Genomic DNA, 13,099 nt, shown 5'->3' on the forward strand with positions numbered 1-13,099 from the left:
ATGATGGGATTGCCGGGTTCGTTTGCATCAGTGAAAACCATGGCCATTCGCGTTGTCTCGGCAGCAACAACGAACGGGCCAAGGTCGTGCTGAAAGCTCTCGACTTCGGCTTCGGCGTCCTTCTGCTGTTCGGACTTGTCAGGCATCGTAACCATTGATCCTAATCAAGGCGCAGCACCAAAAACCCGCGCGAAAGGGGGGTCCACATGGATTGAAAAGCCCGCGCCGTCACCAGCGCGGGCTCGTACTTTATCAGTAGGGCGAATTGCACTGCCGACGAGGGCCGTAGTTGGGCTGGAACGTGTTGTCCGAAGCGCGATAGCTCCGGTACCGATCGTAGCACCACTCCACATGGGCATCACCGCCGCGATAGACACGGCTCTGGTTGTTGTTGATGATCGCACTGGTGATCAGCGCGCCGGTGGCGAAGGCCGCCAGCGGGAACCAGTAGTCGCCATGACGGCGATAGCCGCGATGGTAGTCACGATAGCCGCGATGGCCATTCCAGTAGGCGCCATCATTTTGCGAAAAATTGCGATTGCGGTTGACGCTCCGGTGCTTCCTCCACGGCTTGTGATCGATCGCCTGCACATCAGACGAGGCGGAAGGCGCTTGCGGCTGGAATATCCCGGCAGCGCCGGCAGGCCCGGCAGCGGCGGCCGCGAACGATACTGACAATGTGGCCGCCAGCAAACCCGATACGATCTTGTTCATTTTTCCTCCTTGAAGGGTGGTTGACGTCCCTATGGATTTAAAACGATTTAACCGCATTATGGTTCCGCCCGGTGCTGGAAGGGCCGCGCCGGCAATATCAGATCGCCTTTCGAAAGTTCGAGGCCAAAAGGAAGCCCACCGGCTTTGACACCGATGGGCTGCGCTTCATCGCTGAAGCGGTCCTAGAGCGGCGAGTGTGTCAGCCGCCGCTGGCGGGTGCAGCCGGGGCCGGTGCGGGTTCGGCAGGCGCCGGTGCGGGTTCGGCAGGCGCGGGAGCCGGCGCGGCAGGCGCCGGTTCAGCCGGAGCGGGTGCAGCCGGAACGGGTGCGGCAGGCGCTTGGGCCGCAGGCGCATCAACCTTCACGTTGACGTCACCCCCGCCGCCCCCAGGCATGTGGACGATACCCGTCGCAAACAGCAATACGACTATTGCGACGATTGCCACGATGACGGCGATAACTGTGGTGCCACCTCCGCCTCCGCCTGAATTGATAACAGTTGGGCCGTCAGCCATAATTTATCTCCTTTTCAGATTACAAAAAATCCAAGCGTTTCAGACGCAAGCCCAAAATAGCGGTGCGACTATCACCGCAAATGCTTCTGCCCAGGAGCTTTCCCAAGAATCGCTCGAAGATAAACGGACGACATCGGCTTCCGTTCCTTGAAGGGACGACTGGCCAAAGAAGTTCCATTGCGAAGGTCTTCCTGAGGATGCTTCATACAGGCTTTGATGCTAGCTCGACAGGCATGCCGCCGGGTACCCGGCCTCCCGTTTGGTTTCCTTTCCAAACGGGCAGCGCGGCCCGATAGTTCCGAACACTCAGGCGCTCGACACGGGGAAGCGGCAGCGGATTGGTTCCAGGGGTGGCTGAGCAGGCCCGAATGTCGCGGAAGGCTACGCCGCCCGCGGAATGCGCGAGATGAATGTCGCCCTGGTCACCGAAACGCTGGTGCCGTCGATGTCGCTGATGACCTCGATCTTGGCCTCCAGCTGCTTGACCAGTGCCTCGACGATGGCTGTTCCGAGGCCCACGCTCGGCACTTCGCCGGCCGCCTTGCCCGCGCCATTGTCCGAGACCGTCAGCTTCCAGTCGCTGCCGTCGGTCTCGTAGGTCACCTGGATCAGCGCCTTGGCCTTCTCCAACGGGAAGGCATATTTGATCGCGTTGAGGACAAGCTCGGTGACGATCAGGCCGAGGCTCACCGCCTTCTGCGAGTCTATCCTGCCGCCTTGCGCCGTGACGTTGACCTTGATCGGCTGGTCTTCACCGACCATCGACGAGGCCAGGCTGCTGCACAGCTTCGACAGGTAGGACACGACGTCGATTTCCTCGATGCCGGTCGAGGTGTGGAGATGACGCTGCACTTCGGCCACCGACAGCACCCGCTGATGGGCGTCCTTCAGGTGCTGGCGGGTTTCCTCCGAGGTGACCGAGCGGGCCTTCAGCAACAGGATGCTGGCGATGATCTGCAGGCTGTTGGCAACCCTGTGCTCCATCTCGCGCAGCAACACGTCCTTCTGTCGCAGCAGCTCTTCGGTGCGGCCGAGAAGCTCTTCCTTTTCCTTCTCGATCGAACGGCGGGCCGTGATGTCGTTGAAGGCGAGCAGGATGGTAGTGGCCGAACTGTGGTCGTAGAGCACCTTTCGCGCGTTGAGCAGCATCGTGCGCTGGCCGATATTGGGGAAATCATGCTCGACCTCGAAGCCGTCCATGGCGGTCTTCTCGGGGATGATCGTCTCCAAAAGCAGGCGCAGTGCCGGAATGTCCCACTGGCCATCGCCCAGCGCATAGAGCAGCGATCCGTGCGTCTGAGCGGGATCGACCTGGAAGGTCTGGTAGAAGGAGCGGCTGGCCGCCAGCACGCGAAACTGCTCGTCGAGCACGAGGAAGGGTTCGACGATCGTATTGACGATCGCCTGCGCCAGGGTCTGCGCATCTTCGATATTGGCAATGGGGTGGAACATGGCTTTAAGCCGGTCCGGGGGAGTTTTGCCCCGCTTCTTCCACCTATTACACCGTTGCCGGGCCTCTGTCGCGAATTGAATCGATCCGCCAGTGCCAGCCTGCCTTCTCCCTCTTGGGGGGCGAGCAGCCGGATCAGGTCATGCAGACACCGATCGGTGGCGCCCCTCCACATGTTCCCCGCCGGGGTTTCGGTCTGATCCTGCTATCGGACCTAAGTCTGAGTGCCGCGCGAAAAGGTCTGCAGTGTCATATCGCCCGGAACCTTGGGGCCCAGTACTCGTTCCCAGAAGCAAGTTTTCAGGAGGAAAAGATGGATGAGAGCGTCGGTCAAGCTCGCTGGCTATTGGCGCCAGTTTTTGGAGTATGTATAATTTTCATGACGATTGGCGTCTTCTTTAGCTGATCTATGAAGATGCGTCTTAAGTATGGGTTAGATGCACCGGTATCTACACAGTAACGTCCCTTCCTGTGTCGATAGGGTTTGCCCGCGACCCGCCCCGGGTGGCGGGCGAAGCCTTGTGAGGCAGCACTATCCTGTGGAACGCAAACATTGCGCGCCGACTAAATATACCCGATCATGACCTTGCAGGGTGGAGGCATCAAGTGACGACCAGTCGTCGAGACCCGTCGGGCCCCGGGCTGGGGAGCATTCTTTCCGCTGCCACGGCCCCGCGCATGTCATTGCCCACCGTCGCGACTGTCGTGGCGGCGATCGCCGCTCTGTATTTCGGCCGCGAGGTTTTCCTGCCGATCGCCATCGCGCTGCTGCTGACCTTTGCGCTCGCTCCGGTCGTTTCCGCCCTCAAACGAATAGGCCTTCCTCGCACCCCTGCTGTCATCGTCAGTGTGCTCAGCGCATTCGCGGCACTCGCCCTGTTATCCTTCATTGTCGCATCGCAGGTCAGCGAACTGGCGCAGAACATCCCAGTTTACCAGACAAACATCCTGACCAAGGTCAGATCCCTCAAGGAGACCGGCGTCGGCGGCGGCATCGTTTCCAGATTGAGCCGCGTGGTCGAGCGCATCGGCCAGGAGATCGAGCGCCAGGAGCCGCAGCTGCCATCCGCTGCCGAGGCACCGAAACGCGAGCCCCTGCCGGTCGAGATCGTCGCCCGCGAAAGGCCGCTCGAAGTGCTGCAGAACCTGGTCGGCCCGCTGATCAGCCCACTGGCCTCGGCCGGCCTGATCATCATCGTCGTCATCTTCATGCTGCTGGAGCGGGAGGATCTACGCGACCGCTTCATCCGCCTTGTCGGCTATGGCGACCTGCATCGAACCACCCAGGCGCTTCAGGATGCCGGCACGCGGGTCGGCCAATATCTGCTGATGCAATTGGTGGTGAATATCGTCTACGCCATACCCATTACCATCGGGCTCTGGATCCTGGGCATTCCCAATGCACTGCTGTGGGGATTGCTGGCGCTCGCGCTGCGCTTCGTTCCCTATATCGGCCCGGTCATCGGAGCGCTGCTGCCGCTGTTCCTGGCGCTGGCGGTGGCGCCCGGCTGGTCGCTGCTGCTGTGGACCGCCGGGCTGTTCGTGGTCATGGAGATGCTCACCGGCAACGTAATAGAACCCTGGCTCTATGGCTCGCGCACCGGGCTGTCGCCGCTCGCCATCATCGTCGCGGCGATTTTCTGGACCTGGCTCTGGGGACCGCTCGGCCTGGTCCTGTCGACGCCGCTCACCGTCTGCCTGGTCGTGCTCGGCCGGCACGTGCCGCAGTTCGAATTCCTCGACGTCCTGTTCGGCAACGAGCCGGTGCTAGAGCCGCATGCCCGGCTTTACCAGCGGCTGCTGGCGGGCGATCCCGATGAAGCCACCGACCATGCCGAGGAAATGCTGGAAGAGAAGTATCTGGTCGAATTCTACGACAAGGTCGCCATTCCCGCCTTGCTGCTTGGCGAGCAGGATCGTGTCCGTGGAGTCATGGACGAGCAGCAGCGGCAGCAGGTGGCGGCCAGCGCGCTGACGCTCGTCGCCAATCTCGACGACAGCGCGCAGGAGGAAGCGGCCGAGGAGGATGAGCTGACCGCGACCGAAGACGCCAGCACGGCTGCGCAGAAAGCCGCGGCCGGGGAAGGCAAGGATGCAGAGGGCGAGGACGACATCGAGCTGCCCGACGGATCTGGCATGTCGGTGCTTTGCACCGGCGGGCGCGGCGAACTCGACGATGCCGCCGCCGCCATGCTGGCGCAGGTGCTGGAAGTCCAGGGCGCGACGGTGTCGAAGGCAAGCTTTACCGATATGGAGCCCGCCAGCATTCGCCGCCTCGAACTCGACGCCGTCGACAGCGTCGTGGTCGGCTTCCTCAATCGCGATTCCGTCAAGCACGCCCGTTTCCTGGTGCGCCGGCTGAAGCGCGCCAGGCCGGCGTTAAGGGTCGGCATCGTGTTCTGGTCGGAGGCCGGCAACAAAGACAGGCAATCCGCCGAAGCGCTGGCCGGCGACATCAACGCCGATTTCGTCGCCTATGGCATGGTCGACGCCGTGCTGGGCGCGCTGACCGACGCGCCGCCAGTCAAGCTCAAGCTCGCCGCGAAGCGTCGCCTGCGGCGACGCCCGCCCGCCCGCAAGAAGGCGGCTCTCGCTGTTGCCGGCTGAGGCCGCGGCGACGGGGCTGCAGGCCTAGCCGTCGTCGCGCGCGGACCATTGGATCCGGGCGTCACGGCTAGCAGAAAGCGACCTATTGGAAATTGAAATACAGCGCCGGCGGATACTGCGATCCGTCCGTAGCCGGCGCCGCCTTTGCGTCGGCAGGCGTGATCCCGCCCGTCGGTGTGTTGTCGAGCGGCGGCCGGGTCTTCTCGACCTTGGCGGCGTTGTCCCCAGTAGCTGGGGTCTGCTTCTTGGCCTCCGCCGCTTGCGACAGTGCAAGCGCGACGAGCAGCGTGGATAGCATGGTTAGAACGAGTTTCATGACGGCTCCCCTGTCTTTCCCGGCGTGACGTTACCGCCGACTGCCGGGCCTGGAAGGGCAGGCACGTGGAATGCCATGGAATTCTTTGGAATTGCTGGATTATTAGCCAATGGAAATATAATATGGGGCAGGGAACGCTGCGCCGGCGAAATGCCGGCGCATGGCATGGCCCGGGCAGGGGCATGATCCCAAAAATTGGGAACCGGGTTTGGACAAGATCCATGCGCGGACCGGAAATGTGACATGCCCTGGGGAGCAGCAGCCGGATGGCACAATACATCGCGCAGAAACTGCGGCTGACGTCAGCCGTTCTGGGCACTGTCACCCGCAAGGACCTGGCGGCGGCGTTCCGGCGCGTCAATCCGGAGACGTCGTTCGACCTCGGCCGTGCCGACAAATGGCTGCAAGGCCGCGCGCAGCCGCGCCAGCTCAGCGTCTATGACGATTGGGCGAAAGTGTTGCGGCTGGAGCAGTCCGGCGCCTGGATCGCCGAATGCGATCTGGCGAGCTTCACGGCGGCGATATCGGCCCGCCATGGCATCGACAGGAACGAACTGGAGCGCCGCGCCAGCGCCCAGCTCGAAGCATCGTCCTCGCATGACGATCGCGGTCTCGGTATCGCGCTCGCCGGCACCTATGCCTGCTACTCACGCGCGCTGTCGCCCTATTATCGCGGCCAGTTGATCAGGGGCGACCTGTCGATAGAGGCCGGGCCTGGCGCGCATGGCCTCAGCGCCATTTATCGCGAGGCCCTGCCGACGGGCCAGCTCGCGCTTGGCGGTCCGGTCATGCCGGCAAAGCGCGGCCTTTACATGTATCTGAGGGAAGCCGGCGGCGATGCCCAGTTCTTCCTCTGCCTGTTCCCGCAGTCGCAGCCGGGAAGCGTGCTTGGCGGCTACATGTGCGGCACCACCATCATCGGCCCGGAACCGCAGCCCTCGATCACCAGAATCCTCGTCTTCCGCCTGCGCGATCCGCTGCCCGGCGCCGAGGCACGAGGCGGATATCTGTTGCCGGAACAGTCGATAACAGAGGATCTGGCCTCGCTCGGCATGGCCATCGAGCACCCGGAGGCGGTCGAGCGCCGGCTCACCGAATTCCTTTTTGGCGACGGCGGCGCCGACCAGATTCCGCCGGCGGAATTCCGCGCCATCCTCGACGTGTTCGACCGCGATTGGCTGAGCCATGCGGGCTAGGCGGGCCTTCACACCGACCAGAAATAGCGCACGGTGTGAAAGAACACCGGGGCGGCGAAGACCAGGCTGTCGGCGCGGTCCATCATGCCGCCATGGCCTTCGATCAGGTGGCCCCAGTCCTTCACGCCCTGGTCGCGCTTGATGGCCGAGGCGACAAGTCCGCCGAGAAATCCCATCAGGCAGGCGACGAGGGCGACAGCCGCCGCCTGCAGCGGCGAGAACGGCGTCAGGAAGGACAGCAGCGCGCCGAGCAGGCTCGATGCCGCCAGCCCGCCGACCAGCCCTTCCCAGGTTTTCGACGGCGAGACCGCCGGCGACAGCAGGTGCTTTCCGAACAGCTTGCCGAAAATGTATTGCAGCACGTCGCTGCCTTGCACGGTGATGATCAGGAAGGCGATGAGCAGCAGGTTGCGGCCCTCGAAGCCGGGCACGTTGAGCGTCAAGAGCGCCGGCACATGGCTGACGCAGTAGACCGAGATCATGACCGCCCATTGCTGCGCCGAGACGCGTTCGAGGAAGCGCTCGGTGTCGCCGTTGAGCGCGGTGATCGCCGGCATCAGCAGGAAGCAGTAGACCGGGATGAAGATGGTGAAGAGCCCATACCAGGCGGTCCACACCAGCCAGTACTGGAACGGGATGATGAGGCCGAACATGCCGAGCAGCACCCAATGGTCGCTGCGCTGGCTGTGCGTCAGCGTCACGAATTCGCGCAGTGCCGCAAACGAGATCAGCGCGAACAGGATGGTCATGCCGGTGCGGCCGAAGAAGAAGGCGACGGTGATCGCCACCACCATCACCCACCAGGCATTGATACGCTGGGTGAGATTGACCAGCGTCGAGGACAGCGGCTTCGGCGCCCGCCACGACAATATGCCTGCGACGAGGCTGGCCGTGGTCAGCACGCCGACCAGGCCGATCACCAGGATCATGGTTTCATGCATCGGCGGCATTATCATACCGGGCCTCCGGCCCTTGATTTTTGCTTGACCATGATCTTGTCCAAAAACCGGAAGCCACTTTTTGGGATCATGGTCTAATCGTCTCGATCCGGGCGGGGGTTGAGCGCAAGCAGCGTCTGGCGGGCGCGCTCGAGAAAGGCGCGCCGGTCCTCGCCGGGCGCGATGGTCACCGCCGGGCCGAAGACGACGCGGCAGAGCAGCGGCACCGGCAGGAACTGGCCCTTGGGCAGCACGCGCGACATGTTCTCGATCCAGCACGGGATCAGTTCGACCTCGGGCCTCGCCATCGACAGATTGTAGAGGCCGGAGCGGAACGGCAGCAGCTTCTCGTCTGACGTGTTGCGGGTGCCTTCGGGAAACAGGATCAGCGAATGACCCTGGTCGAGCACGGAGAGCATGATCGAGATCGGGTTCTGCGCCTCGTCGGTCCACTGCCTGTGGATCAGCACTGACGACAGCATGTCCTCGGCGATGTAGCGGCGCAGCCGCGACTTGCCCCAGTATTCCGCCGCCGCCACCGCATGGGTGCGGGCGCGCACCTTTTCGCTGAGGCAGGCTGACAGCAGGATGAAGTCTCCATGGCTGGCATGGTTGGCGAAGTAGATGCGCTGCCGCTCCGAGGGCTGGCTGCCGTTCCAGATCGGCCGCACCCCGGTCACCACCCAGGCCAGCGCCGACAGGCCGACCGAGGTCACCGTCTGCAGCAGGGTAAATGTGTTGGCGCGGAGGTGGAGCTTGGTCATCGAAGGGCCCATAGGAATGCCGCGACGAGCGACGCCGCCACGAACAGGGCGAAGGCGAGGCGCTGCTTCATCAGCAGGCGGCGCGTGCCCGCCATGCGCTGGTCGAGCGAGCGAGTGGCGGCAGGTGCGGGCTTGAGCCGCATGCGCGCCAGCACGTCGTCGATCGCCGCACCGCCGGCTGCTTCATTGTCGTGGCTGGCCATCAGCCGGAACAGCAGCGCGTCGAACAGGATGAGCATGGAGAAGGCGAGGGTGGTCAGGGCGCCCACCGCCGCCACGAACCAGGCCGCCGCCGACAGCGGCGTCGCCTGCAGCCCGGTCGCAAGCCCGATGACAGGCGTGGCAAGCACGCAGGCCGCGATCAGCAGCAGCGGCCACGCCGCCTGCACCATCAGCCCGGCGGCAAAGGCGCCGGCTTTGTCCTGATAGGCATTGCTCGTCATGCCGCTTCGTCCACCCCGGTATGAATGTGCACCGGACGGCCGGATGCCGCGAGCACTTTCCGCGCTTGTGCTGCCGTGTGCGTGCGGCCGGTGGCGACCAGCCATTCGGCGACGACGCCGGCGCTGCGCTGGAAGCCGAGCGCGCAGCAGACCAGCACCGTACCGCGCTTGCGTGCCGCCTCGATCGCCGCCACCGCTTCAGTGAGCCTTTGCTCAGGAGCCGGCAGGAGGTCGAGCACGGCAAGACTGATCCAGCGGCAGGAGGTGCCGCGCGGCCGTTCCAGTTCGCCGGCAAGGTCGACGACCGTGCCGAAGCCACTGGCTTCGCTGGCGGTCGGAAAACGGCCGAGGAACACGCCGTCGGTGACCGCCACATGCGCGGGCAGTTTTCGTGTCCACGCCCACTGATTGATCCGGGCACCGAGCCGGTATGGCCAGAGCACGATGCGGCTGGCCAGCGGCGCGGTGCCGTCGGCGGCTTTCTGGAACACTTTGGGTCCGGCCCCGGCATAGGCGAAGGCGACGATGGCCAGCGCCAAGGCCGGCCACAACAGGATCAGCGCGACAGGCGAGGCGAAAGCACCGAGAGCAGCACCCGCCAGCGCCAGAGCCGCTCCCAGCGCATAGAACCGCGCCAGCAGCTTGGCCTTCGGGTCGGTTGTCAGGCGAAAGCCGGAAAAGGGCAATTCGCCCTTGGCCGGGAAAAGCCACAGCGCAAAAAAACCGAGCAGCGCGCCGGTCGGGATGTCGATGAAATGGTGCTGCCAGGTCGTCAGCACCGAGGCGCCGATCAGGAAACACCAAATGTGCCAGAAGACACCGGTGATGCCGCTCAGTTGCTGCCGCCAGTGGTCCCAGATGATCACCAGCAGCGCGATGTGCAGCGATGGCGCCTGGTTGAACGGTTTGTCGAAGCCGCCGAGCACCGCAAACAGGAAACCGGGCAGCCCTGAGGTTTCCGGCCGCACGAAGGTCGCCTTCAGCGGGAACAGGATGAAGCAGGAGACAGCGACCAGTTGGGCCGTGAGATAGCGGCCGGCGAGGCGGTCGACACCGTTCTTCGTATCGTTGAGCAGCAGCGACAGGCCGTAAAACAGATTGATCGACCAATAGGGCACGATCGTCCAGGCCATGAACGGGATGTCGCGCTCCCACGCAAAGACGATGCTGCCGACATCGTCGCGCCGCGACGCCAGCCAGTTGGCGAAGCCGTAGGTCGAGTAGAAAAGCGGCGCCAGCAGTACCAGCCAAAGTGCGGCCCTGAGCAGGATGGCGCTGAAGCGATCTTTCGGCCGCTCGGCCGCAATGGGGGCAGGGTCTGCGGCAGGCACGGCCATGCTCTAAACGCGCCGCGCGACCGAGACAGTGAAGATGCCCCACTGGTCGATGCGCTGATCGATCTTCTCGAAGCCGGCAGCCGCCACCAGCTGGTCCATCTCGCCCTGCGTGCGCCGCCGCATCACCCAGGCCTGGCCGCCGCGATGCGAGGTCAGGCTGCGCGCGATCATCTCCAGCTGCGGGTGCCAGGGCTGGTTGGTGTAGATCAGCAGGCCGCCGGGCTGCATGGCGCTGGCCAGTCCGCCCAGCGAGCGCGCGATCATAGCATTGTCTGCAAACAGCTCGTAGAGTCCGGAGACGATGGCCAGGTCCGGCGCCGGCTTCAGGGCGGCCAGCATCTTTGCGTCGAAGGCGTCGGCCTTGCGGAAAGAGACGCTGGTCGGCAAATTCCGGTCGGCGATCAGCTTCGAGCCCAGCCCGACATTGATGTCGGAATAATCTTGCAGCCGCACGCTCGCCGGCGGATCGGCGCATTTGGCGACGGCATCGAGCACATAGCGGCCATGGCCGGCGGCGATGTCGACGATGTTGACGGGACGGGCGACCGCCTTCAGCGCCGCGACAGCGTTGCCGATCAATTCTTCCAGGTGAAGCTTGCGCTGGCGGATGCCGCGCCAGCCGATGGCGTCGAGGAAGGTGCGGTCGATCATGCGGCCGATGAAACCGGTGCCCCGCGCCTCGTTCTCGTAGACATAGTCGAGCGTCGAGCCGGAATCGAAGCCGGTGGCGATGCCCGTCTTCATGCCGGGCGACAGCCAGGCGCCCATGCGGATCGAGGCGCGGCTCATCGCCCAGTAGAGGCCCTTTGGCGACAGCAGCGGCAGCGGCGAGGCAAGGCGGTCGGCCTCGTCGCGCGTGTAGCCGGCGCGGTCGGCGGAGGTCAGGTCGATCTTCTTCTCCGATGTTGCGAACTGTTTCTCCAGGAACGGTCGGATCAGGTCGAGCGCCATCTTGCGGTCGCGCTCGCCCAGCGTGTCGTGGAAGAAGCCGGGCAGCACATGCCGCTCCTTGGCCGGGCTCGCCAGGTTGACGAAGAACTCGTGCTGCGGCCCGTGCCGTACCACCCAGTCGGCTCCGGAGATCAGGAGCTGCGTCGGCACTGCGATGGCGCGGGCATCGGAAACGATGCGCGCGGCATGGGCGTAAAGCTCGACCAGAATGTTGGAGGCGATCGGCCGTGTGATCAGTGGATCGGTTTCGAAGGAGGCGATGCGCTCGGCATCATGGGTGAGCAATTTCGCCTTGACGTAGGAATTGACGAAGAAGCGGCCCTTGAGCTTCTGCCAGAGTGCGATGCCTTCCTTGGCGAAGGGCACGTAGAGCTTGACGGAAAAGGCCGGCGAAGCCACCACCATCGCGCGGATGTCGGGCGCATAGTCATGCACCCAGGCGGCAGTGAGCACGGCGCCGAAGGATTGCGCGATCAGCGCGATGTCGCGCTGGCCAAACCCGTCCCTGCCGATCTCGCGCACGAAACAGTCGATGTCGCGCACAAGTGCGGCGAAGGACGGCGCATAGCCGCGTTCGCCGGCCGAGCGGCCATTGCCGCGCGCGTCCCAGGCGTAGAAGGCGTGGTCGGGCATGGCCAGTTCATCGACCAGATGCGCCATGCGGCCGCCATGCTCGTGGCCGCGATGGAACAGGAGGATGGCGCCCTTGGCGGATTCCCCGACGGCCGGCCAGTAGCGGTAGAAGATCTCGTTGCCGTCGTGGCTCTTGAAGGTCCGCTCCTCGGCCACGCGCTTCCCGTCGGCGACAGTGGCGGCGGTGATGTTCTGTTCGTGAAGCATGGCGGTTCCTTCGAGGCTGGTCATCAGCCCCCACTAAGGCCGCTGCGTATCCGGTTGATGGCGGTCGCAAGCGACAGTGTAGCCATGGCCGGAAACACAAAGGGTGTAAGGACTTGCACCCAAAGCCCGCAGGCGATGAGGAAGCCAATGATGCCGAGCGCCAGGGCCCGGTCGCTCTTGCCGAACGGGCCGGCATAGTTGCGGCCCGTGCCGGCCGCGACGCCGAGCACGCCGGCATATTCCGCGATGATCGCGGCAATCGCAAAGGCGACGACGCCCCAGACAGGGAAGGCGATGGCGAAGGCGAGGATCAACGCCAGGTCCGAAACAACGTCGCAGAGTTCGTTGAGATACATGCCGAGCCTGGAGGCTTGCCCATGCTCCCGGGCGAGCATGCCGTCGATGGCGTTCAGCGCCATGCGTGCGAACAGCACCGCCGGCATCAAGAGGAACACCCCGCGATGATCGGCAAACGCGGCGACCGCCGCGCCGGTGGCGATCGAGAGTGCGGCAGCGAGAAGTGTGATCTGGTTGGCGGTGACGCCGGTTCTTGCCAGCCAGTCGGCAAGCGGCCTCAACCTCGCCTGGAAGGCTGGTTTCAACGCATAGAGCGTCGGCATCTGCGATTCCCCAACCCGTGCCTCACTCCGGCGAAGATGATCAATCGACGGACAAGACGCAAGGGCGAAGGAGTACACCCATATTTTAGCATATGCTTGACAAAGCGAGCGCCACGGGATCACTTTCGCTGATCGCTTCTGGCAGAGGGGATGCCGATGAAAAAGGCCTACAGCAAGCCGACGCTTAGCCGGCGCGAAAAGCTGTCCGTGGTGACGGCAGGCGCGCCCGTTTCAGACGCCAACCCGAAGGCTTGATCCAGGCCAAAGCTTGATCCAGGCCAAAGCTTGATCCAGGCTTGAGTTTCCCGCGAGGGAGAGGCTGGCCAGGAGCGGGCGGTACACTTGCAAGTGCCCGCCCGTCCGGCGCCGCCGCCAATGCTGTTGAAACCCCGTCCGTCCCCAACAGCCA

General features: G+C 64.1%; 11 protein-coding genes. 2 read left to right on the forward strand and 9 right to left on the reverse strand.

The window, feature by feature from the left end:
- Positions 1–252 precede the first annotated feature (252 nt).
- Both AC04SI_RS28055 and AC04SI_RS28060 read right to left on the reverse strand, forming a co-directional pair.
- On the reverse strand, positions 253–714 hold the full coding sequence (locus AC04SI_RS28055) for a BA14K family protein (protein ID WP_404281363.1): 462 nt from the start codon (positions 712–714) through the stop codon (positions 253–255).
- A gap of 895 nt (positions 715–1,609) precedes the next feature.
- Entirely contained in the window at positions 1,610–2,680 is a 1,071-nt protein-coding gene (locus AC04SI_RS28060) for a sensor histidine kinase (protein ID WP_404281362.1), read from the reverse strand.
- Positions 2,681–3,356: 676 nt separating this feature from the next.
- On the opposite strand from AC04SI_RS28060, the gene AC04SI_RS28065 reads away from it, so the two are divergent.
- Positions 3,357–5,285 (forward strand): AI-2E family transporter, encoded by a 1,929-nt coding sequence (locus tag AC04SI_RS28065; RefSeq protein WP_404281361.1) that lies wholly within the window; start codon positions 3,357–3,359, stop codon positions 5,283–5,285.
- 82 nt (positions 5,286–5,367) lie between these two features.
- On the opposite strand, the gene AC04SI_RS28070 is transcribed toward AC04SI_RS28065, so the two are convergent.
- Positions 5,368–5,601, reverse strand: coding sequence for a hypothetical protein (locus AC04SI_RS28070; RefSeq protein ID WP_404281360.1), 234 nt, complete (start codon positions 5,599–5,601; stop codon positions 5,368–5,370).
- A gap of 266 nt (positions 5,602–5,867) precedes the next feature.
- On the opposite strand from AC04SI_RS28070, the gene AC04SI_RS28075 reads away from it, so the two are divergent.
- Positions 5,868–6,797: a hypothetical protein gene (locus tag AC04SI_RS28075; RefSeq protein WP_488475315.1), complete on the forward strand. Its 930-nt coding sequence runs from the start codon at positions 5,868–5,870 to the stop codon at positions 6,795–6,797.
- An 8-nt stretch (positions 6,798–6,805) separates the two neighbouring features.
- Here the strand turns inward: AC04SI_RS28075 and AC04SI_RS28080 are convergent, their stop codons facing one another.
- The 6 genes from AC04SI_RS28080 to AC04SI_RS28105 form a co-directional block, all read right to left on the reverse strand.
- Positions 6,806–7,738, reverse strand: coding sequence for a phosphatidate cytidylyltransferase (locus AC04SI_RS28080; RefSeq protein ID WP_488475321.1), 933 nt, complete (start codon positions 7,736–7,738; stop codon positions 6,806–6,808).
- A 92-nt stretch (positions 7,739–7,830) separates the two neighbouring features.
- Positions 7,831–8,499 (reverse strand): lysophospholipid acyltransferase family protein, encoded by a 669-nt coding sequence (locus AC04SI_RS28085; RefSeq protein ID WP_404281384.1) that lies wholly within the window; start codon positions 8,497–8,499, stop codon positions 7,831–7,833.
- Complete coding sequence (locus tag AC04SI_RS28090) at positions 8,496–8,942, reverse strand: hypothetical protein (RefSeq protein WP_488475316.1); 447 nt, start codon at positions 8,940–8,942, stop codon at positions 8,496–8,498. Before AC04SI_RS28090 ends, AC04SI_RS28085 begins: the two co-directional genes overlap by 4 nt.
- Positions 8,939–10,279, reverse strand: coding sequence for a phosphatase PAP2/dual specificity phosphatase family protein (locus tag AC04SI_RS28095; protein WP_404281358.1), 1,341 nt, complete (start codon positions 10,277–10,279; stop codon positions 8,939–8,941). The genes AC04SI_RS28090 and AC04SI_RS28095 overlap by 4 nt, the downstream gene beginning before the upstream one ends.
- A gap of 3 nt (positions 10,280–10,282) precedes the next feature.
- Positions 10,283–12,070 carry a bifunctional alpha/beta hydrolase/class I SAM-dependent methyltransferase gene (locus tag AC04SI_RS28100; protein WP_404281357.1) on the reverse strand — a complete coding sequence of 596 codons (1,788 nt, stop codon included), beginning with the start codon at positions 12,068–12,070 and terminating at the stop codon, positions 10,283–10,285.
- 23 nt (positions 12,071–12,093) lie between these two features.
- Positions 12,094–12,690 carry a CDP-alcohol phosphatidyltransferase family protein gene (locus tag AC04SI_RS28105; protein ID WP_404281356.1) on the reverse strand — a complete coding sequence of 199 codons (597 nt, stop codon included), beginning with the start codon at positions 12,688–12,690 and terminating at the stop codon, positions 12,094–12,096.
- Between the last annotated feature and the right edge of the window lie 409 nt (positions 12,691–13,099).

Source organism: Mesorhizobium sp. CNPSo 4689, assembly GCF_057784325.1.

Coding starts and splice junctions, on each gene's coding strand:
- AC04SI_RS28055 (WP_404281363.1), bottom strand. CDS start 714: ATGAACAAGATCGTATCGGGTTTGCTGGCGGCCACATTGTCAGTATCG.
- AC04SI_RS28060 (WP_404281362.1), bottom strand. CDS start 2,680: ATGTTCCACCCCATTGCCAATATCGAAGATGCGCAGACCCTGGCGCAG.
- AC04SI_RS28065 (WP_404281361.1), top strand. CDS start 3,357: ATGTCATTGCCCACCGTCGCGACTGTCGTGGCGGCGATCGCCGCTCTG.
- AC04SI_RS28070 (WP_404281360.1), bottom strand. CDS start 5,601: ATGAAACTCGTTCTAACCATGCTATCCACGCTGCTCGTCGCGCTTGCA.
- AC04SI_RS28075 (WP_488475315.1), top strand. CDS start 5,868: ATGGCACAATACATCGCGCAGAAACTGCGGCTGACGTCAGCCGTTCTG.
- AC04SI_RS28080 (WP_488475321.1), bottom strand. CDS start 7,738: ATGCATGAAACCATGATCCTGGTGATCGGCCTGGTCGGCGTGCTGACC.
- AC04SI_RS28085 (WP_404281384.1), bottom strand. CDS start 8,499: ATGACCAAGCTCCACCTCCGCGCCAACACATTTACCCTGCTGCAGACG.
- AC04SI_RS28090 (WP_488475316.1), bottom strand. CDS start 8,942: ATGACGAGCAATGCCTATCAGGACAAAGCCGGCGCCTTTGCCGCCGGG.
- AC04SI_RS28095 (WP_404281358.1), bottom strand. CDS start 10,279: ATGGCCGTGCCTGCCGCAGACCCTGCCCCCATTGCGGCCGAGCGGCCG.
- AC04SI_RS28100 (WP_404281357.1), bottom strand. CDS start 12,070: ATGCTTCACGAACAGAACATCACCGCCGCCACTGTCGCCGACGGGAAG.
- AC04SI_RS28105 (WP_404281356.1), bottom strand. CDS start 12,690: ATGCCGACGCTCTATGCGTTGAAACCAGCCTTCCAGGCGAGGTTGAGG.